This is a genomic window from Alcanivorax sp. UBA3183, from assembly GCF_002364155.1.
In the GTDB taxonomy this organism is placed as follows: domain Bacteria; phylum Pseudomonadota; class Gammaproteobacteria; order Pseudomonadales; family Alcanivoracaceae; genus Alcanivorax; species Alcanivorax jadensis.
In genome coordinates this window covers 1-19,372 of the sequence record NZ_DEXN01000022.1, presented here as the reverse complement: position 1 = coordinate 19,372, position 19,372 = coordinate 1, and the positions used below count along the sequence as shown (strand labels likewise).

Annotated in this window: 16 protein-coding genes; 8 read left to right on the top strand and 8 right to left on the bottom strand. The window is 58.0% G+C overall.

Translation table 11 applies throughout. The features are described 5' to 3' along the window. The first annotated feature begins 113 nt into the window (after positions 1-113). Positions 114-2,069 carry an acetyl/propionyl/methylcrotonyl-CoA carboxylase subunit alpha gene (locus tag B3Q33_RS08890; protein WP_273008815.1) on the top strand — a complete coding sequence of 652 codons (1,956 nt, stop codon included), beginning with the start codon at positions 114-116 and terminating at the stop codon, positions 2,067-2,069. A gap of 296 nt (positions 2,070-2,365) precedes the next feature. Beyond that, entirely contained in the window at positions 2,366-4,195 is a 1,830-nt protein-coding gene (locus tag B3Q33_RS08885; RefSeq protein ID WP_273008816.1) for a long-chain-acyl-CoA synthetase, read from the top strand. Positions 4,196-5,427: 1,232 nt separating this feature from the next. On the opposite strand, the gene B3Q33_RS08880 is transcribed toward B3Q33_RS08885, so the two are convergent. The 3 genes from B3Q33_RS08880 to B3Q33_RS08870 all read right to left on the bottom strand — a co-directional run bounded on the left by B3Q33_RS08880 (position 5,428) and on the right by B3Q33_RS08870 (position 7,595). Then, the gene (locus tag B3Q33_RS08880; protein WP_035247100.1) at positions 5,428-5,892 is read right to left on the bottom strand and encodes a phasin family protein; all 465 of its coding nucleotides are present in this window, start codon (positions 5,890-5,892) and stop codon (positions 5,428-5,430) included. A 165-nt stretch (positions 5,893-6,057) separates the two neighbouring features. After that, a complete protein-coding gene (locus B3Q33_RS08875; RefSeq protein ID WP_035247097.1) occupies positions 6,058-6,375 on the bottom strand; it encodes a hypothetical protein in 318 nt (105 codons plus the stop codon). Then, positions 6,375-7,595 carry a DUF445 domain-containing protein gene (locus B3Q33_RS08870; RefSeq protein ID WP_035247094.1) on the bottom strand — a complete coding sequence of 407 codons (1,221 nt, stop codon included), beginning with the start codon at positions 7,593-7,595 and terminating at the stop codon, positions 6,375-6,377. Before B3Q33_RS08870 ends, B3Q33_RS08875 begins: the two co-directional genes overlap by 1 nt. A gap of 532 nt (positions 7,596-8,127) precedes the next feature. Between B3Q33_RS08870 and B3Q33_RS08865 the strand changes: the two genes are divergently transcribed. After that, positions 8,128-8,883, top strand: coding sequence for a hypothetical protein (locus B3Q33_RS08865; protein WP_273008817.1), 756 nt, complete (start codon positions 8,128-8,130; stop codon positions 8,881-8,883). 375 nt (positions 8,884-9,258) lie between these two features. Here the strand turns inward: B3Q33_RS08865 and B3Q33_RS08860 are convergent, their stop codons facing one another. Next, positions 9,259-9,582, bottom strand: coding sequence for a hypothetical protein (locus B3Q33_RS08860; protein WP_273008818.1), 324 nt, complete (start codon positions 9,580-9,582; stop codon positions 9,259-9,261). 216 nt (positions 9,583-9,798) lie between these two features. On the opposite strand from B3Q33_RS08860, the gene B3Q33_RS08855 reads away from it, so the two are divergent. Continuing rightward, positions 9,799-10,491: a diguanylate cyclase gene (locus B3Q33_RS08855; protein ID WP_273008819.1), complete on the top strand. Its 693-nt coding sequence runs from the start codon at positions 9,799-9,801 to the stop codon at positions 10,489-10,491. A gap of 101 nt (positions 10,492-10,592) precedes the next feature. Here B3Q33_RS08855 and cmoB read toward each other — a convergent pair whose 3' ends face one another. The 3 genes from cmoB to B3Q33_RS08840 form a co-directional block, all read right to left on the bottom strand. Beyond that, the gene (gene cmoB, locus B3Q33_RS08850; protein WP_035247085.1) at positions 10,593-11,561 is read right to left on the bottom strand and encodes a tRNA 5-methoxyuridine(34)/uridine 5-oxyacetic acid(34) synthase CmoB; all 969 of its coding nucleotides are present in this window, start codon (positions 11,559-11,561) and stop codon (positions 10,593-10,595) included. After that, positions 11,561-12,292, bottom strand: coding sequence for a carboxy-S-adenosyl-L-methionine synthase CmoA (gene cmoA, locus B3Q33_RS08845; protein WP_035247082.1), 732 nt, complete (start codon positions 12,290-12,292; stop codon positions 11,561-11,563). The genes cmoB and cmoA overlap by 1 nt, the downstream gene beginning before the upstream one ends. Before the next feature lie 139 nt (positions 12,293-12,431). Beyond that, a complete protein-coding gene (locus B3Q33_RS08840) occupies positions 12,432-12,878 on the bottom strand; it encodes a hypothetical protein (protein ID WP_035247079.1) in 447 nt (148 codons plus the stop codon). Between the two features lie 234 nt (positions 12,879-13,112). Here B3Q33_RS08840 and B3Q33_RS08835 point away from each other — a divergent pair, with 234 nt between their 5' ends. After that, a complete protein-coding gene (locus B3Q33_RS08835) occupies positions 13,113-13,406 on the top strand; it encodes a hypothetical protein (RefSeq protein WP_035247076.1) in 294 nt (97 codons plus the stop codon). On the opposite strand, the gene B3Q33_RS08830 is transcribed toward B3Q33_RS08835, so the two are convergent. Beyond that, positions 13,396-15,954, bottom strand: a complete 2,559-nt coding sequence (locus tag B3Q33_RS08830; RefSeq protein WP_272975750.1) for a hybrid sensor histidine kinase/response regulator — start codon at positions 15,952-15,954, stop codon at positions 13,396-13,398. The genes B3Q33_RS08835 and B3Q33_RS08830 overlap by 11 nt on opposite strands. Positions 15,955-16,062: 108 nt before the next feature. Here B3Q33_RS08830 and B3Q33_RS08825 point away from each other — a divergent pair, with 108 nt between their 5' ends. The 3 genes from B3Q33_RS08825 to B3Q33_RS08815 all read left to right on the top strand — a co-directional run bounded on the left by B3Q33_RS08825 (position 16,063) and on the right by B3Q33_RS08815 (position 19,336). Beyond that, positions 16,063-16,716 (top strand): hypothetical protein, encoded by a 654-nt coding sequence (locus B3Q33_RS08825; RefSeq protein ID WP_273008820.1) that lies wholly within the window; start codon positions 16,063-16,065, stop codon positions 16,714-16,716. Positions 16,717-17,084: 368 nt separating this feature from the next. Then, positions 17,085-18,947, top strand: coding sequence for a bifunctional tRNA (5-methylaminomethyl-2-thiouridine)(34)-methyltransferase MnmD/FAD-dependent 5-carboxymethylaminomethyl-2-thiouridine(34) oxidoreductase MnmC (mnmC, locus tag B3Q33_RS08820; RefSeq protein WP_272962897.1), 1,863 nt, complete (start codon positions 17,085-17,087; stop codon positions 18,945-18,947). After that, positions 18,944-19,336, top strand: a complete 393-nt coding sequence (locus B3Q33_RS08815) for an MAPEG family protein (protein WP_273008821.1) — start codon at positions 18,944-18,946, stop codon at positions 19,334-19,336. Before mnmC ends, B3Q33_RS08815 begins: the two co-directional genes overlap by 4 nt. The last annotated feature ends 36 nt before the right edge of the window (positions 19,337-19,372 follow it).

Below are 19,372 nucleotides of genomic sequence, written 5' to 3'. Positions count from 1 at the left end.
GTAGGAGGCTGCTTGCAGGCGAACCGATGTGGCACACCCATCACCAATGGTTCGCTTGCAAGCAAGCTCCTACAGGGGAGCATTTTCAACCGGTTAACCGGTAAGGAACCACAATGAGCTTTGAAAAAATCCTGATTGCCAACCGTGGCGAGATTGCCTGCCGGGTTATCGCCACTGCCCAGTCACTGGGCTACCGGACCGTGGCGGTCTATTCCGAGCCGGATGCGGGTGCCCGTCACGTGCAACTGGCTGACGAAGCTGTATGCGTGGGCCCGGCCCTGGCCAGCGCCTCCTACCTGAATGTGGAAGCCCTGCTGGATGCCTGTCGCAAGACCGGCGCCGACGCGGTGCACCCAGGCTATGGTTTCCTCTCGGAAAATGCCGGTTTCTCCAAAGCCTGCAAGGACGCCAGCATCACCTTTATCGGCCCCGATGAAGATGCCATCCATCTGATGGGCTCCAAGCGCCTGTCCAAGATCGCCATGATCGAGGCTGGTGTGCCCTGCATTCCGGGTTACGAAGGTGAAGACCAGAGCGACGCCACCCTGCTGAAGGAAGCCGAACGCATCGGCCTGCCGCTGATGATCAAGGCCAGCGCCGGCGGCGGCGGCCGCGGCATGCGGGTGGTCACCGACGCCAACGACATTACCGCCCAGCTAAAGAGTGCCCGCCAGGAAGCAAACAGTGCCTTCGGCAGTGACGAGCTGATCCTGGAGCGTGCCGTAATGCAGCCACGGCATGTGGAAATCCAGGTGTTCGGTGACCGCCACGGCAATGTGATCCATCTCGGTGAGCGAGATTGTTCAGTACAGCGCCGCCACCAGAAAGTGGTGGAAGAGGCACCCTCCCCGGCCGTGGACGAGACCCTGCGTCAACAGATGGGCGAGGCAGCGGTCAATGCCGCCAAGGCCTGCAACTATGTGGGGGCCGGCACCGTAGAATTTCTGCTGGCGCCGGAAGGCGATTTCTTCTTTCTGGAAATGAACACCCGGCTGCAGGTGGAGCACCCGGTCACCGAACTGGTCACCGGTCTGGATCTGGTGGCCTGGCAAATCAAGGTCGCCCGGGGCGAACCGCTGCCACTCAGCCAGGAGCAGGTCACCCTCACCGGCCATGCCATGGAAGTCCGCCTGTACGCGGAAGACCCGGCCCAGAACTACATGCCACAAACCGGCCCGGTACTGCGCTGGCAACCGGCCAGCGGCGACGGCGTGCGCATTGATCACGGCCTGACCGAAGGCTATGAGGTGGGCAGTCACTACGATCCCATGCTGGCCAAGATTATTGCCGTAGGCGACAGCCGCGAGGACGCCCGGCGACGCCTGATCCGCGCTGTGCAGGACACGGTACTGATGGGAGTCCGGGATAACCGGACCTTCCTGGCTGCCATTTTGCGTCACCCGGTGTTTGCCCGGGGCGAAGCCACCACGGCGTTTATCGGCCAGGACTTTGCCGACGACGCCAGCATGGCCGGCGACATCCCGCCAAGCCAATTGTGGGCCCTGGCCGCCCTGCTCCGCTGTGAAGTGGAGACGCCAACAACCGAGCTACGCGGCTGGCACTCCAGCACCCTGGGGGCCCAACCGGTCCAGCTCCGCTGTGGCGAACACGAGCAGACCGTGTACATCCGCTATCAGGGCAACCATGCCGAACTGATCGTCGGCGAGGACAACCACCGCATCGAGCCACTGGGCCCAGGCCTGGCGAGCATCGATGGGATTCGCCAGAGCTACCGGATGTACCAGGATGGCAAACAAAGCTGGCTGCAATGCCAAGGCCACAGCGTCTGTTTCGAGGATGCTACCCACAGCGCAGCGGGCAGCAGTGATCAGGCCGGTTCCGGCCAGATTCGCGCGCCCATGGATGGGGCAGTGATTGAGGTATGCGCGAAGGCCGGTGATGTCGTAAAACGGGGTCAGGTGCTGGTGATCATGGAAGCCATGAAGATGGAACACAGCCTCAAGGCGGATTGTGATGGCACCGTGGAAACCGTGGATCTGACGGTTGGCGGTCAGGTGAAACGCCAGCAACTACTGGTCAATATCAAGGCGGACGACTCAGAGTCATAATCCGTCAGTGACATTTTGCAAACGGAGAGGGACACTCCACTGTGCTTCAATTTGCATCGGGCAGATAAGGCCAAAACGGACCGCTACAATCTGCTCCGGCACAGCTCCCGGGCAGGGCTCTTGCCCTGCCATGGTGCTACGGTTAAGGTAAGCGCCCGCTTGCCAATACTGGGTTCCCGGCTGAACAGCCTGCGGATAACCGTTTACATGCCGTGATCGAATGACTGGCCTGTATCGATTGATCCCGTGGTGTTTTGTGCCTGGGCCTTCCAAGAACACAGACTAATGGAGATCCTATGAGCAGCGCCGACATCATCACGTTGCCCAAGCTTCTGTCCAAGGTTCCCGAGGTGGTCAGCAATCTGCCAGGCCTGATCAAGGGCTCGCGGATGGCCAAGATCACTGACACGACCAAGCCTTTGGGGCTGGGCATGGCCATCGAGCGAGCCACCGGCATGAACCCCAACGGCGCCGCCCTGATCTACGAAGACACCGAGCTTACCTATAAGCAGTTCAATGCCTGGGCTAACCGATTGGCAGATTACCTGGCCTCCATCGGTCTGAAAAAAGGCGACACTATCGCCGTCAACATCGAAAACCGCCCGGAACTGCTAGTCACCGTAGCCGCCTGTGCCAAAATGGGCGTTTGCGCTGCGCTGATCAATACCTCCCAGCGTGGCAAAGTACTGGTCCATTCTTTCAATCTGGTGAAACCCAAGGCCGCCATTATTGGTGAGGAGCTGGTAGAAGCCGTGGAAGAGATTCGCGGCGACCTGGATCTTAAGGATAATTTCTTTTTCTTCGCCGACCAGGACACCCTGGAAAACCCGGGTGACGCTCCCGCCGGCTACAAGAACCTGGCCAGCGAAATCAAGGACTGCTCCAGCGAGAACCCGGCTTCCAGCAAGCAGACTTTCCTCCGTGATCCGCTGTTCTACATTTATACGTCCGGTACCACGGGCCTGCCCAAAGCCGTGGTGTTCAACCACGGTCGGTGGGAAAAGGCTTACGGTGGGTTTGGCTATTCGGCGGTACGCCTCAATGCTGACGATCGCCTTTACACCACCCTGCCCTTCTACCACGCCACTGGCATGGTCATCTGCTGGGCATCAGTGCTGGCCCCTGCAGGCACCCTGGTACTGGCGCGCAAGTTCTCCGCCAGCGGCTTCTGGGAAGATATCCGCCGTCACGGCTGTACTGCGTTTGGTTATGTAGGCGAATTGTGTCGCTATCTGCACGAGCAACCGGAAAAGCCCAATGACCAGGACAATAAGGTTCACACCATTGTTGGCAACGGCCTGCGCCCGAGCATCTGGAAAGAGTTCAAGGATCGTTTCGGCATTGACCGCGTGGTAGAGCTGTATGCCTCCTCAGAAGGCAATGTAGCTTTTACCAATGTATTCAACTTCGACAACACCGTGGGTTTCTCTCCTGTCAGCTATGCCATCGTCAAATACGACAAGGAACGGGACGAGCCGGTACGCGACAGCAGCGGTAACATGATCAAGGTGGGTAAGGGCGAATCCGGCCTGATGCTCGGCGAGATCACCGACAAGACCCCATTTGACGGCTACACCGACCCGGAGAAGACCGAAAAATCCATCTTCCGTGACGTTTTCAAGAAGGGCGACGCCTGGTTCAACACCGGCGACATGATGCGCGATATCGGCTTCCGCCATGCGCAGTTCGTGGATCGTCTGGGCGATACCTTCCGCTGGAAAGGCGAAAACGTGTCCACCACCGAAGTGGAACAGATTTTGGATGGTTTTGATGGCATTCAGGAGTCCGTGGTTTACGGGGTGGAAATCCCCAACACCAATGGCCGGGCCGGCATGGCACAGGTTCGCCTGACCTGCCACCACAGCGAGTTCGACTTCCAGGGGCTGTGTGCCTACCTGAAGCGTGAGCTGCCTCCCTACGCCATTCCCGTGTTCCTGCGCATCAACGAGCAGGCCATGGAAACCACCGGTACCTTCAAGCACCAGAAAAACAAGCTGAAAGAGCAAAAGTACGATCTGAGTCAGCAGGACAATGCGGTTTATGCATTGCTCCCCAAGGCTGACTGCTATCAGCAGCTGGACAAGGCAACCCAGGAAAGCATCGACAACGGCGAACACCGTTTCTGATCCTTCCCGCTTGTCCTGACAAAAAGGGTGCCCTCGGGCACCCTTTTTTTGGTTCATCGCGGATGAGTGGAAACGGAAGCGAGCCACTCCCGGGTAAGGAGCCAAGTAGCTTGCTTGCCCCTGCGCCCCTTCCGGATACCGAACCCGAACCCCAGATCTGAATCACCGCCGCCATGGATTGCGTAGGGTGCACTGAGCCTAAGGCGAACTGCACCAATCAGGCGCTTGATGGTGCAGTTCGCCTCAGGCTCACGCAGCCCCGGGAGAGTAATTTGCCTTCGGTAACGACAAATCAGACGTCTCGCGCAGGACGAACACCTCCCCATAACCCGCCGCCTTGGGCAGTGTCCTTTGCCAACGCTTGGCAAAGGAAATTCTTCCACACCCCAACAACTATCCCCATGGTCTGTGGACAACTCTGTGCAGGACCTCAGGAAAACACTCTACAGCCCCCGTATAGGATACCTTTCAGCTGTTTGCATGATTTTCCACCAGGACAGGGATTGACACTTTCCACAACTTGCAGAGCGCATCAGCACATTTAGCGGGGGGTTACTCACAAAACCTGTGGATAGAATTGTGGAAAAGCTGAGAAGAACCGTCTGTAACCCCCGGCAAAAGGCCTTTCCCTCTCAATGATGGATAATTACACAGACAGCAAACCTTATTATTCTCAGCAACTTAGCGGTGCTTTTTTGGCCACGCCAGATGACAACCGGATGACAGCCAATCGCATGAGCTCAATAGCAGCCTTGTGCAAAAACGCCACTTCCTTGTCATATACAGGCCGTTCAGGTAACCGATCTCTACCACGCATCGGTACAATCATACCCTCTAAATTCTTTTCCACAGAAGCTGTGGATAACCCTGTGCATAGCCGGTACACAACCGCTCTATCTCACCGGTTTTTCACGGCTATTGACGACATGCCTATTTTTTGACCAATCAATAAATTCATTATATTTCAATTGGTTGCGCTGTTTATTATGGACCATTCACGGGTTTGTCATATTTTATTGCAGAAAAAGCCCATTGACAGAAACCTGTGAACAAAATTGGGGCATGAAGACGTTACCAAGGGTGACAGCGTGGCACAGTCGTTCCGAGTAATCTGGCCATACCCTCTGTGAGGGGCTTATTTCGAACATAAAAAAAACGGGTACCAAGGGGGTACCCGTCAAAAGACACCACTAAGGGGTTAGCGGTGTGCGCTACAACACTGTTTGGACGCCTCAGCTCTTCTTGCGGCTGCGGCGTTTTGGAGTCTCGGATTCAGAGGAAGTATGTACATCTTCCTCGGCTTTACTCAGAGCACTGGTAAGCTCATGAACCCGTTTCTCCAGCTCTTCGACTTCCCGCTTGTTGGGGAGCCCCAACCGGGACAGCGCCTTGTTCAGGCGATCGTCGAAGGCCTTCTCCATCTTGTCCATGGTCTCGCCGGTATGATGGCGAACCCGTTCCTTGATCTCTTCCACCCGGGACTCGGTTTTGTCCTTGGTGTGACGTTCCACTTCTCGGCCAGCTTCGACCAGGGCATCAAAAAAGCCACTACCCTCTTCCTCGGCCCGTGCGAACGCTCCCAGACCGGCAAGCCAGATCTGGTGGGTATACTTGCGAATGTCTCGTGAAGCCCCGCTAAGGGCCTTCAGCGGGCTAGGATTCCGCTCTTCTTTTTCATTCTGCTTATCGTCGGACATGATCCAGACTCCGAAGGTAATTCCACGAGCAGATGCAGCGCAGCAACAAGCAACGGCATCGACGCGATGGGGTAAATTATAGGGGGGTAGCAGAGCAGGCTTGCACGAGTTTGTCTGACAATTGCTCAATGATCGTTTATGTGATCAATTTCTCATCAGATCAGGCTATTGCCCATCCAGATCATCATTATCATCCGGCCGCCGATTGCCAATCAGGCCCATGCCCCGAGCCAGATCCCGGGCGCTGTTGCGGATCACTTCCCGAGAGCGGCCGGTAAGCAAATCGACAATCCGCTTCCTCAGGCGCTCTTCCAGCTGATTGGCGCCCTCTTCAAGACGGCGATCCACCTTGCGTTCAATTTTGGGCCCCAGATAAAAATGACCAATTAACCCCATCAGGGTCAGGGTCAGCAGAGAAGACGCTCCCGCCGCTGCAAACAGCAGCCACCCCAGAGTGGCTATATCTATCTGCAGCGTTTCCATCAGGCCGCTCCGAACATGAACAGCAGTTGCCCGACCCCGGCCATGGCCCCCAGGAAGCCGCCTACCACGATCAGAATCCACTCATCTTCCTGGAAGGCCGGTCGCAGCAAGTCCTGGAATTCTTCCGAGCTGAGCGCCTGCATCCTTTCAGCCATGAGCTTCTCGACAATCAGGCCCCGCTCTTTGTTGAAGCCCTGATCTTCAAAAGGCTCCACGGCAAGATCGACAGCTTTGTCTTCCACCGCCTTCTTGAGATCCGCATAACCCTCCGGGCCCACCGTCAACTGGGCAGCCGTACGCACCACGCCACCATTGAGCAGTGGTTTGAGATGGCGTTTGATCAGGGCCTTGGTGCGATCTCCACGGGGACCGTTAACCACCTGGTACATGATGTTGCGCAAGGTGATCACCTCATCCGTAGCAAGGCGAGCAAAGGATTCAGCCACATCCTTCTGCCGCTTCAGGAACAGTCCCTGAATGCGGAAAGGGCCGATTTTAACGGGATTGAGCGGTCGAAAAATCAGGTTCAGAGCCAGCCAGTTGGTGGCAATACCGACGATAAAGCCAAAGAACGGTAACACCCAGTTTTCAGGCACAAAGATGAATACCGGCACCTGGATCAGGCCGAACAGGAAACCGAAGTAGAAACCGGAATTGGTAATGAAACGAAATTCAGGATCACCCACTTCCTGGAACATCTGCACCATGAGCGCCTTGTCTTCGCTCATCTGGGTGATGACCATGTGCTTCATGTCCACCAAGCTGTCCAGATTGCGGCTGATGTCATCAACCACATTGTCCATGACCGCTGGAATTGCCCGGCGTGCGCGGGCGTAGACACGCTTGCGCACCAACAGAGGCAAATTCTCCCAGAGCACGGCATTGCGCTCGGTCATCACCTCATCGGTGTACTCTTCAATACGTAGCTGGATGGTGCGGGTGAGGTGGGCGGATATCTTTTCCGGCTCCATCTCGCGAAAAAACTCGTCCAGACTGCCCAGTTTGGAAAGGGCCTTGTCCACGACTATACCTGCCATCTTCTCGACCTTGGAGGGAATGATCCCCTGCCAGCCGAAGATTGGCCGAATACCAATGAATTCCAGTGGATAGAACGTCATTTTGACGGCCATCCAGTTGGTGATCCACCCTACGGCACCGGCGATGAAAGGTATACTGACGTACTTCCAGAAGTCCGGGTACGAAAGCAATGATTCCAGCATTGAAAAACAACTCCCCTCCAAGGGCTTGTGCACTGTAACGCGACAGTACCAAGACAAACATATCCCGCTTTCGCCAATCCCGGTCTAAAAAGCCAATGTCGTTTTAAGGCAGCAACCTATCATGGGAGGTGCCCTTGAGGGCACCTCCGTCAGCAGGTTACTGCCTCTGCGGCTCCTGAAGCGTGCAGCTGTTGTGCTTCGTCACGACGGACAGGGTGGTTTCCTTTCCTGGTGGCGAAGCGCAGCAAATGTGCGCTTCAGGAGTCGCCCTTCGGGGCTTCCAGGCTGGCCCGCACTCGTTGTTGCAATTTCTCGACAGGCAACCAGCATGCCTTCAAAATTGCGCCTAGATTGCGAGCCAGCCTGAAAGCCAGAGGCAGTAACCTGCTAACGGAGGTGCCCTTTATTATAAAAGTCCCTAGTATAGGTAGCTGGCACTCTAAATATAAGCAAGATAACGTAATTTTTGGCAACAAATCGGGACCCTAAGCGACAACGAGATCCCATTTCAGGACAGGATTTTCCCTCACTTATGCCTCAGACCGGTAGTTTCCCCCAGCTGATTGTGCTTGGTGGTTTGGAGAGCGCACTCAATCAGGCGCTCACCGGCAACCAGCCCGGCCGCGACAGATTAGCCGCCCTGCACGGCACTGTCGTGCGGATTCGTACTGAGCGCCCGCTCTGGGTGCTCTATGTGCTGATCTATGAAGATGGCGTGGAACTGCTAACCGACTACGAAGGCAACGTGGATATCCGTGTCCGGGGTCCTCTGGGAGCCATGGTCCACTGGTTGTTTGCCAGCGAGCCACTGACCGATCACGAATCCCTGCGCGTCACCGGCAGCGACAGGCAAATTGCCCAACTAGCCAACCTGATCGAGAATTTCAGCCTGTGGCCACTGGTTCGCAACTGGCTCGACGACCATGTCCGGCTCAAGGAGCTGCTCGACCTGCTGCGCCGTGAAGACCCGGTTTGGCTGGAGAAGCTGGCCACCCTGCCTCAGCAGGTCGGAGAACTGGCAGAACAGGTAGCTCGTCAGCAATTGATTCAGGAAGACATCCTCGAGGAACTGCGTCACCTGCGCGGAGAATTGCGACGAGCCCGCAAGCTGGACCAGTTCTTCACCCTCACCGGCACCCTGCTGATTCTGCTGTCGCTACTCAAGGCGTCCTCCCTGTGGGAAACCACCTTGCATGCATTGCAGCAGGATGTGTTGTCCCTGGCCATGCTCAGCCTTGGCATTGCCTTCCTGCTGGCTCGACTACTCCCCGTCAGGGGCAGGCTTTAGCAACGAGCGATGAGCTGTTACGTGGGTTAGCGCGCACCTCCCAATACCCCCCTTTGCTCGCCAGCGACGCTATCCGTAGGAGCGTCGCTGGCGGCGCGATTCGAGCCTTGGCGAGGATTGGTGTCTTTTGTAGGAGCTATGCTTGTCCCCCGGGGGATCTGCGACATGCGAACCGAGCGCAGCGAGGAGGCAAAGGCCAAGGCCTATCGTTCTTTCTGGAACCTGTGGAGCGCTGAGATTCCTGATCGCCCTGCGGGCGATTTCCGCGAAAGCGCGGTTCGCCATGCAAGCATAGCTCCTACAGCGGCTTCGTAGAAATGCCACGGTCCGGGGGGCTTTCCACCCTTCCCCTATCCTACGAGCGTAGCTAGCAGCTTATTTATTCTTTCTGGGCGCGCCAAAAATTTGCCCCAGGCGTTCGCCGACCAGCTCCGCGCTGGAGCGGGCCAGGCTGCGACTGGCCCCTTCCAGCACATCCCGGGTGTCCAAATTGCGGACGCCATCCACCAGGCCGCGGCGCACCCCCTCTTCCACCCGCGAAGACAGCACCTGAGCAGCGTTTTCCACCTGCTCATCCAGCTCTTTCTGCATGCTGTCACGCAACCGCGGCTGAAAGTAGAAATGCCCCCACAGCGCTACCACTGCCAGTGTCATTGCCGAGCTCAACACCGCCGTGGCGATTACCCAGATTATCGACATGCCCTCACTCCTTTTCTCTATCCGCTCTAATTGGCTGATAAACAACCGGTTTTGGTAACAGAGCAAGACAATGTTGTTAAATAAAGTATGCGCGCAATGCCTGCCCAAAGGGAATTCATTAGAGTGAAAACCAAGGGAAAGGATGCCCACTGTTAAGAGCCTGTACACGCTCCCACGAAAGGAACGTCATCTTAATGTGTGGCCCCGAGGTACCCAATGACTGCCGTGACAACCAGCAGCCGCGAAAGCAGCCATAGCCAGCAGATGATTCACCAGGCGATGTCTCTCTGTCGGCGACATCAGCAGCCCCTCAGCATCCTCGCTATCCGATTTCAGGAGCTGGCATCCATCAAGGCGGATATCGGCGCCGAGCGAATTCAGCGCTTGCTTGCGAAGGTCCTGCACCAAATGCATACCACTAAACGTTGTGAGGACGGGCTGGTGAGCAGTCAGTCAGGGCAATCCCTGTTCGTGGTCTTGCCGGCCACCGCCGTGGACGGTGCCGTGGCAATGGCGCAGCGACTACAACAATGGTTCAGTAGCCAGGAATTCGAGCTGGATGAGTTCTGTATTTCCCTGCCAACACGCATCAGCGTTCACTGTGCCAGCCAGGAGGAAGAGGAAGGTGTGGTGCAATTGCTTAATCGGGCATTCAATACCCTGGAAAAGACGTCGGACACAGATCACATTGCATTGAGTGAGTCAGCAGGCAAACAACTGGACGCCCTGCAATCCGCACCGGAGGCAACTGACCAACTGTCCAGGCAACTGCTTGAGCTGGCCAATGGCGCCGACCAGGCCTCGCTCATGAAAGTGCTGTCTCCTGCCCTATCCGTTCTGGATGAAGGTCTGAGACTACAGCTGGTAGATCAGTTACTGGAGGCTTCCACCCAAGCGAAGGCGATATAAGCAAAGGAGGCAATGGTTCCGCTGCGTTCAGCGCCCCCCTGCAAAGACCGCCACCTGCCCCAGTCATTCCTCAAAGAGTGCTCCTACGAGCCTGCCCCACCTCAGGGTTTGCGGGCAATGAACACAGCCCGGCGCGGCGCGGGATACCCTTCCCGGGTCAGAGCTGGGTCGTCCGCGTCCAGAAAATCCGGTAACGACTGGAACCGCATCCAGTCAGTGGCCCGCTGCTCCTCAACGGTAGTATTGCTCTCATCCACACAGCGGATATCCACAAAACCACAGCGTTGTAGCCAGCGTTCGAGCATGGCCACGGAAGGCAGGAAAAACACATTACGCATCGCCGCGTAACGGTCCTCGGGCATCAGCACGGTCTGTGCATCGCCTTCCACCACCAGGGTCTCCAGTACCAGCTCCCCCCCTTCGCTCAACACTGCTTTCAGTTCCAGCAAGTGGTCCAGCGGGGAACGGCGATGGTAGAGCACGCCCATGGAAAACACCGTATCGAAATTCTCCGTCTGCGTCGGCAGCTCTTCCATACGCAACGGCAGAAACCAGACCGGAGAGGAAGGCGCAAAGCGGCGCACCGCCAGGTACTGCACCAGAAACAGGATGGTCGGGTCGATTCCCACCACCTGCTCTGCTCCGGCCGCCGCCATTCGCCAGCAGTGGTAGCCGCTGCCACAGCCCACATCCAGCACCCGCCGTCCGGTCAGGGGTGACAAATGCGGCGCCACCCGCTGCCACTTCCAGTCAGAATGCCACTCGGTGTCGATCTGCACACCGAAGAAATCAAAGGGCCCCTTGCGCCAGGGAATCAGCCCCTCCAGAGCTGCCTTCACGTCCCCCGGATCAACGTCACCGGGCTTGCCGATGCGCAGGGCATCCGCCGCAAAATCACAGCCCGCCGGCCCCTCAGGCAGCGCGTTCAGCGCCGCCAGCCAACGGGGCAAATCACCATGGGGTTTGTCCAGCAGGCGCTCCCGACACAGGCCCATCAGCGTGTCCCGCTGGGGCTGGGCATAGAGTTCCCGAAGCGCGGTGTCGCACTGCTGCAGATAATCTTTCAGCATCAACGCACCGCCAGCAGAGAGATAAAATTGAAGCAGCGGAACCACACATGGATCTCCCGGTAACCGGCCTGACGCAGGCGTGCTTCGTGATCAGCCAGGGTTTCGGGTATCAGCACGTTCTCCAGCGCGGTGCGCTTCTGGCTGATCTCCAGATCTGAATAGCCATTGTTACGCTTGAAGGCATGGTGCAACTCGGTCTGCAGGGCGTTCTCCGCATCGTCCGCAAAGCGGATCTTCTCCGACAGCACCAGAATCCCGCCAGGCAAGGTGGCGTCGGCAAGACGTTGAATCAGGGCGTCGCGCTTGTCCGGGGCGATGAACTGCAAGGTGAAATTGAGCACCGCCATGGAACACGGTTCGAAATCCATGCTGGCTACATCTCCCTCCAGCAGACTGACCCGTTCGCTTTGCCCGGTTTCCGCAATCAGTGTGCCGGCCTGACGAATCATGGCCGCAGAATTATCCACGGCGATCAGCCGGTTGCCCTGATCTGCGGTCAATGTTGCCATGGCCGTGGTCGCGGCCCCCAGGGAGCAGCCCAGATCATAGAGACAGGTATCCGGCTGGGCGTAACGGGCGGCAAGAACCCCGATCATATCAATGATGGTGGGATAGCCGGGCACCGAACGGCGAATCATGTCCGGGAAGACACGCACCACGGTGTCATCGAACGAAAAACGGGTCACCTGCTGGTGCGCTGTGGCGTAAATACGGTCCTGCTGATCAGACATAGGGGTTCCGGTATCACAATGCGGGGCGAATTATAGCGGGTGATACCGGTAGGTAGGAATGCCTGACGCTAATCAGCGAAAGGCATGGCGTTCACGTCATCCGTTTCTCTTGTCCGACGCCGAACATTCAGCGTTTCGCTTAGTTCAGGCTGACCCGCAGGTTGGGGTTGAAGTCTTCGTCAGACAAGTCGCTCAGATAACTTTGCACAAAATCCTGCACGTCGCTGTCACCCTGCTCGCCAAGGCGCTGAAGGGCCTCTTTCAGGGGCAAGGTCTGCCCATGGAGCGCTACCCGGGAGGCGGTCAGATTCAGGCCCAGGTCAATCACTGCGTATTCCAGGTTCTCTGCCTGGCGGGCCAGCACCATCTTTTCCAGCACGCTGCTGCCATCCTGGCAGGATAAAGAGAGCACTTGCTCACCAGAGGTCAGCGCCAGCTCATCGCTTTCAATCAGATCATCGACCAAGGCGCCGAAAGCGCTCTCCTGGCTCGCCGCCAGACACAGCCGCTCGCTCATGCCGCTACTGATTTGTGCATGGGCCGGCAGGGCCAACACAGCAAACAGGACAAAAGACAAATAACGCATGTAGGAACCCTCTATCCCAAAACCCGAAAGACACAATCGTCGGAGCGGATTATACGAATTAAACACTACATAAGTTAACCACTCTCACACATAAAGATGGCAAAAAAGTGACGAAATGCAATGTTCCGGCTTCATACGGCAGTCATTAATCCTTCCTAGAGTCCCTAATCGAAACAGGCCTAAATATTGCTTAGGCTTCCATACAAGACCATTCACTCCACGGGAGACACCGGTATGCCCACTTTTCGCAAGCATGACTCCGCCAATGTCCTGACCTGCGGAGCACTGCTCCTGATGTTCTGTGGGGCGATGCTGGCTTTACAGGATGTGCAGTGGCTGCTGGTGAGCATGGCCAGTTTTCATGCCGGGGTGGTTTTGACAGCCGTAGCCCTGTGCTTGCATGGATGGCGGCGTCATCGGGCCTGGCGCCTGGAGTTCCTCATACTGGTGATACTGGGATTACTGGTGACACTGGCACCCTTGATGCCACTCCCCTTTCAGGATTTTCTCGAATACCTCACGCCTTGATCTCCAGATAGCGGGAAATGGCATCGCGCATAGCGGTCAGAGAAAGCGGTTTGATCAACTGGCCGTTCATCCCTGATCGCTGTACCCGACCTCCCAGCTCGGATACAGCATGGGCGCTCAGGGCCAGGATCTGACAAGGGGGCCAGTGTTCGCGTTCTTCACAATCGCGCATACGCCCGGCACTGGTGAAGCCGTCCATCACCGGCATGTCCAGGTCCATCAGTACCAGATCATAAGCACCAGCGGCTTCCTGGAACTTGTCCAGCGCACGGGCGCCATCCTCGGCAATATGAATCAGGCTGATACCCAGCCGCTCCAGATAGCCCTTTGTCACCATCTGGTTCACCGGGTTGTCCTCCACCACCAGCACCCGCAGTGCGGCAACGGCTTCTTCCCCTTCCACCTGTGAAATAATCGGAATACTACTGGGCATCTGCCGACCCAGTAACTGTTTGAGTTCATTGACCGTGAGCACCGAACGTCGGAGCAATTGCACCTGTGGGGGCAGCCAGTCCGGAGCCTGAGAGCGCATCCCGGTAAGCAGCAGAATCTGCAGAGACACCTGACTGAGACGCACCAGCTGCAGGGTTTCCTCCAGCAGATCCCGGTCAGGCATACCGTTGATCAAAAGAACCCGAGCCCCTTCCAGTGACCCCAGCTCCGCCAGTTGCGAGCTGTTACTGACCCGGTGCACCGCCTTAAACCGCCGGTCCTCCAGCATCCAGTCAGCCAGGTTACCCTGCACATCCCACAACCAGGCCGGTGGCGCCTCCTGCTCCATCGTCGGCACGTCCCCTTTGTCCGCCGGCATCTGAACGCTGAAACTGAAACGGGCCCCCTTACCGGGAGCACTTTCCACATGAATGTCTCCGCCCATCAGCGCCACCAGTTCGCGGCTGATGGACAATCCCAACCCAGTACCACCAAAGCGTTTCGCCGTATCCGCAGAGGCCTGGGCAAAATTCTGAAACAGCCGGGCCTGCTCTTCCTGACTGAGGCCAATGCCGGTATCGGTCACTGCAAAGCTGAACAAGGGTTGTTCCTGGCTCACCTGGCGATAGGCCAGAGACAATACCACTCTGCCGTTACGGGTAAATTTGACGGCATTGCCCAGCAGGTTGATCAACACCTGACGCAGCCGGGTCGGATCACCCACCACCCGGGAAGGGGTGCTGCTGTCGATATCGAGCAACACCAGGGAGCCGTTATCACTGGCGGGCAGATTGAACATCTGGGCGCACTCGGCCATCAGCAAAGGCAGGTCAAACTCTTCTTCCACCAGCTGCAATTTGCCGGCCTCTATCTTGGCGAAATCGAGCACATCGTTGATCAGCGCGGTGAGGGTGCGCCCGGCACTGTCGATCAGACTGATATATTCCTGCTGCCGGGGCGTGGGGTCGGTTTCACGTAACAACTCTGCAAGGCCGATCACCCCATTGAGGGGAGTCCGAATTTCGTGGCTCATGCGGGCAAGGAACTGCCCCTTGGCCAGACTTTCCGCACGAGCACTGATGGCCCGGGAATTGGAGCGGTAAACCAGCAGAGCCAACCCCAACACCAGGGCATACAGCAACAGCACCGCCAGCATCAGAAAAATGCTGCTTCGCAATTTCTCCTGACGAGTGTGCTCTACCAGCTGTACTGACAGCTCTACCAGACTGTCAGACAAGCCATCCAGGGACTGCATGGCGTGGCGGCTGCGATCGTAGGCCTGTTCCCAGCTTACCTGGACCCGGGGCGCCAGAATCAGCTCTTGTTCAGACCACAATAGAAACCGTTGCAGTTCGTCCTTCACCAGTCGCCACTGCTGATGCAGCTCCATGACGCCAGTCCTGGCGGACAGCGCCTTGATCTCGCTGTCGATAATCGAAAGCTGCTGCTGCAGTCGCTGCCAGGCATTTTCCAGACGACGGGCGTCGTTATCCCCCAGGTACCCACCGCGCTGGCTGACATAAAGCGCCAGGGCACGAATCAACCCGATGTCATTCTGCGCCTGACGAAACGAGCCCAGCGTCAGGGACAACACTTCATTGGGCTCCAACCCCTCCCCCACTGACATATCCGAAGCGATCAGTACTGAGGAAAGGGCATTGCCCAGACGCTGGGCAATGCGATTGACGTTATCGTAGGGGCCCGCCACGTCTTCCAGGGGAATCCCGGTTTTCACCGTCAGGCCAGACCAGGTTTCGCTGAGCAGGCCTGCCTGATCATTCAGGCCGGGTATATCCCGTTCACGCACCTGCTGCAGAAAGGCCTGTAGGCGGCTGTCCGCTCTCGCCGCGCTCAGTTCGAAGCGTGACACGATCTCCTGATGCTGGGTATGGATCATCACCGGAGCCAGGTCACGCATGTCGTCAAGGGGCGAAAAGGCAGCCAGGCCACTTTCGAACAGCCTGAGATCGCCTTGCATAGTCTTGTAACCCGACAGCAGATCCAGGCGGTGTTGAACCATCAGGAAAGACGCAATCGCAAAGGGGACGGTGATAATGGCAAACAGCAATGCCATTGCAACGCCAGTGCGCATACCGTTATGTGATGGTTTTTCCATCCGTCTTTCCCTGTAAAGGGTATCCTCATCGGGTATCTTGTATTGTGCCACCAGAAAATCGCCGCCACATCAGGGAAACCCGGAACACCTTGCCCCATGATGACAAAAATGAATGTAAAAGTTTGCTATCTGTTGCCGCTTATCCTCCTGCTGGGCCTGGTTTCCTGCGGCACACAGCCCGACCTTGAGCAGCCACCTACTGCCTTGAAGCTGCCAACACTCAGCACCGAATCCAGCGAAGAGCAACGCAGGCCGGTGACACCAACCGCCCAGGCCGTGGACCTGTCGCACTTTCAGGTTCCCCAGCACCTGGCCGGTCTGAAACTGGACGGGGAAATCAGAACCCAACGGGGCCGCACGCTGCATTATCGAAGCGAAGATAAAAAAGAGCAGTTATCGCTGACCCTTAGCGGGCTACCGACGGGCTGGGATAACATGCCGTCAGAGCGTGCTGTCGCCAGTCACTACAGCGAGGCACGACAAAGACGGGTGAACGAAGCCCTGCAAGACAGCGCCAATGCCCTGACGATCCTCAGCGAAACCTTGCTGGATCTGGAAGGCCAGCCCTCCGCCCAGGCACAAATGCGCTGGGTTGAAAGGGGAAGGCCGATCCAGAACCAGTCCCTACTGGTAACCCTGATCGATGGTTTTTACATCCGCATCAACAATGCCAGCTACCAGCAAAGTTCCCGGTGGCTGCTGCAGCAGGGCAAACGGGCGCTGGCCGAGTTCAAAGCAGCGCAAAAGGCAGTTGACAGTTGATAGTGGACAGTTGACAGCTTCGCGGGCCGTGTCAGTGTATCGCCGAAACGCCAGAGGCCGCGTTCGTAGCTATGGCGTAACCTTTTGCGTTTCAGAGCCTGACGAGCCATTCCGCAACGCTGTAATTGTCCTCTTCCTTTAACTACCACAAACGCATTCGCCAGCGCTTATATCTATGCATTTTCGGGTCTTATCACCATCGCGTTGAACGTCGCCAGCGAAACACCGGATAGCACAGCGGCTCCGGATCGGGTTTCGCTGCCAACTATCAACTGTCAACTACCTTTAGTGCCATCTGTTAATGGTGATTTCCGCAAGGTATCCTGCCATCCCTTCAGGCGCCAACGGCAGATCCGTCTCAGGTCGTGATGACAATCCCAACCTTCTCCCCCATCCAGCCGGCCACTGTTGACTGGCAAGAAACCACCCCGGTGGCGGTGGACTTTGACGACCCATATTTCTCCCGTCAGGACGGCATGGCAGAGAGTGATCATGTGTTTCTGCAGGGCAACCGGCTGCCGGAGCGCTTCCGGGCAATGGCCGCCGGCGGTATTTTCGTTATCGGTGAAACCGGCTTCGGTACCGGCCTGAATTGCCTGCTTGCCGCCCGGGATTTTCTGGAACACGCCCCGGACAGCGCCCGGCTACACCTGGTCTCCGTGGAAAAACACCCGCTACGCAAGGCAGATCTGGCCAGAGCCCTGGCCCACTGGCCTGCCCTGTGCTCGCTGGCGGAGAGGTTGCTGGCAGAGTATCCGGCACCAGCACCGGGCTTTCACCGTCTCCAGCTGCACCCGCGTGTGCAGCTGACGCTGCTCCATGGCGATGCCCTGGCTTTGTGGCCACAGTTCCACCACCCGGTGGATGCCTGGTTCCTGGATGGCTTTGCCCCGGCCCGAAACCCGGACATGTGGCAACCGGAACTTTTCGCCCAGCTGGCCAGACTGAGCCGCCCCGGCACCACCCTGGCCACCTTTACGGCCGCCGGTGTTGTCCGCCGTAGACTGGCCGAGGTCGGCTTTGCCATGCACAAGCGTGATGGTTTCGGCCACAAACGGCATATGCTGGTTGGCAAGATCGAAGGCCAGGAGGCCCACTCCGTATCGGCAACGGGCCACATCCTGGTGGTCGGTGCTGGCCTCGCCGGGGCCACCACCGCCCGAGCCCTGGCCGAGCGGGGCTGCCAGGTAACGGTGCTCGACCCGGATGGCATCGCCAACCATGCGTCCGGCAACCTGGCCGGGGTGGTCTACAGCACCCCCAGTGCCCACCTCACCCCGCAGAATCGCTTCTACCAGCAAAGCTACGGCCACGCCCTGCGCTGGTTACAACGACACAGATATCCAGCACACCCGGAAGACGGCAACCTGAACGGGGTGATCCAGCACTACGTGGATGAGCGCCAGCAAGACAAGCTGGAGCAGGCCATGACAACCGGGGCCTGGCCAAAGGAGCTGCTTCAGCCCCACGGCGATAATGCCGTGCAACTGCTCGGCGGTGGCTATCTGAGGCCGGCCCGCTGGTGCCAGCATCTGCTCAACCACCCTGCCATCAGCCAGGTGTCAGCCCGGGTGGTATCCCTGCAAGAAGGCGCTCCGGCCCGGGTAACCCTGGAGAACGGGGAAACACTCAGCGCCGATGCCGTGGTCCTGTGTACCGCCGGCCAAAGCCAGTCCCTGCCCGGCCTGGGCTGGCTACCACTCAAACACATTCGCGGCCAGGTGAGCTACTGTCAGGCCACCGATGCATCCCGACGCTGGCAACAGGCCCAATGCCATGGTGGTTACCTGACCCCGGTCCTGAAGGAGCTGCACTGTGTCGGCGCCACCTTCAAGCTCCACGAAGATCACACCCATGCCACCGACAGCGACGATGAGGAAAACCTGGCCCAGCTGAGGCATCACCTCCCCGCCCTTTGGCAAGAGCTGGGAGGCGAGCACATCCAGATCGTTGACCGGCGTGTCGCATTCCGTTGTCAGAGCATCGATTTCCTGCCCCTGTGCGGCCCGTTGCCCGTGGCCACGGACAATCCCCACCGCCCGGCACAAGGGCTCTACCTGAATGTGGCCCACGGCAGCCGCGGCATTACCGGCACCCCCTTGTGTGCGGAGCTGATCGCCGAGATGATCTGTGGCCAGCCGCTGCCGATGGACCAGGAAATGATTGACGCCCTGGCCCCGGCCCGGTTTATCCTCCGCAAACGCAAAAAACAACCCGAGTGGATGCCATGACCCTAGTCAGCTTGCCGATTACCGCCCTTTACGCCGCCCTCAGCGGCTTCCTGATCATCGCCCTGGCCGCCAACGTGGTGCGCCTTCGCCTGGGCAAGAAAGTCTCTCTGGGAGATGGCGGCCACAAGGACGTAAGCCGCGCCATCCGCGCCCACGGCAACACCATTGAATACCTGCCCCTGGCGCTGATCCTGATAGCCCTGCTGGAAATCAACGGCGGCGGCAGCACGGCTCTGCACATCTACGGCACCCTGCTGGTAGGCGGTCGTATTCTCTACAGCTACGGCATGCTGATCCCCCGCAGCAGCGCCAACCTGGCCCGCCAGCTGGGCGTAGTCACCTCCTGGCTGGTAATCCTGGGTGCCGGGATTCAGCTTCTGGTGATTTAAAGACCTTTCCCGTAGGAGCGGCGCTTGAGCCGCGAA

Bases quoted from the DNA above. Each gene is read 5' to 3' on its own strand.
- B3Q33_RS08890 (WP_273008815.1), top strand. From the start codon at position 114: ATGAGCTTTGAAAAAATCCTGATTGCCAACCGTGGCGAGATTGCCTGC.
- B3Q33_RS08885 (WP_273008816.1), top strand. From the start codon at position 2,366: ATGAGCAGCGCCGACATCATCACGTTGCCCAAGCTTCTGTCCAAGGTT.
- B3Q33_RS08880 (WP_035247100.1), bottom strand. From the start codon at position 5,892: ATGTCCGACGATAAGCAGAATGAAAAAGAAGAGCGGAATCCTAGCCCG.
- B3Q33_RS08875 (WP_035247097.1), bottom strand. From the start codon at position 6,375: ATGGAAACGCTGCAGATAGATATAGCCACTCTGGGGTGGCTGCTGTTT.
- B3Q33_RS08870 (WP_035247094.1), bottom strand. From the start codon at position 7,595: ATGCTGGAATCATTGCTTTCGTACCCGGACTTCTGGAAGTACGTCAGT.
- B3Q33_RS08865 (WP_273008817.1), top strand. From the start codon at position 8,128: ATGCCTCAGACCGGTAGTTTCCCCCAGCTGATTGTGCTTGGTGGTTTG.
- B3Q33_RS08860 (WP_273008818.1), bottom strand. From the start codon at position 9,582: ATGTCGATAATCTGGGTAATCGCCACGGCGGTGTTGAGCTCGGCAATG.
- B3Q33_RS08855 (WP_273008819.1), top strand. From the start codon at position 9,799: ATGACTGCCGTGACAACCAGCAGCCGCGAAAGCAGCCATAGCCAGCAG.
- cmoB (WP_035247085.1), bottom strand. From the start codon at position 11,561: ATGCTGAAAGATTATCTGCAGCAGTGCGACACCGCGCTTCGGGAACTC.
- cmoA (WP_035247082.1), bottom strand. From the start codon at position 12,292: ATGTCTGATCAGCAGGACCGTATTTACGCCACAGCGCACCAGCAGGTG.
- B3Q33_RS08840 (WP_035247079.1), bottom strand. From the start codon at position 12,878: ATGCGTTATTTGTCTTTTGTCCTGTTTGCTGTGTTGGCCCTGCCGGCC.
- B3Q33_RS08835 (WP_035247076.1), top strand. From the start codon at position 13,113: ATGCCCACTTTTCGCAAGCATGACTCCGCCAATGTCCTGACCTGCGGA.
- B3Q33_RS08830 (WP_272975750.1), bottom strand. From the start codon at position 15,954: ATGGAAAAACCATCACATAACGGTATGCGCACTGGCGTTGCAATGGCA.
- B3Q33_RS08825 (WP_273008820.1), top strand. From the start codon at position 16,063: ATGAATGTAAAAGTTTGCTATCTGTTGCCGCTTATCCTCCTGCTGGGC.
- mnmC (WP_272962897.1), top strand. From the start codon at position 17,085: ATGACAATCCCAACCTTCTCCCCCATCCAGCCGGCCACTGTTGACTGG.
- B3Q33_RS08815 (WP_273008821.1), top strand. From the start codon at position 18,944: ATGACCCTAGTCAGCTTGCCGATTACCGCCCTTTACGCCGCCCTCAGC.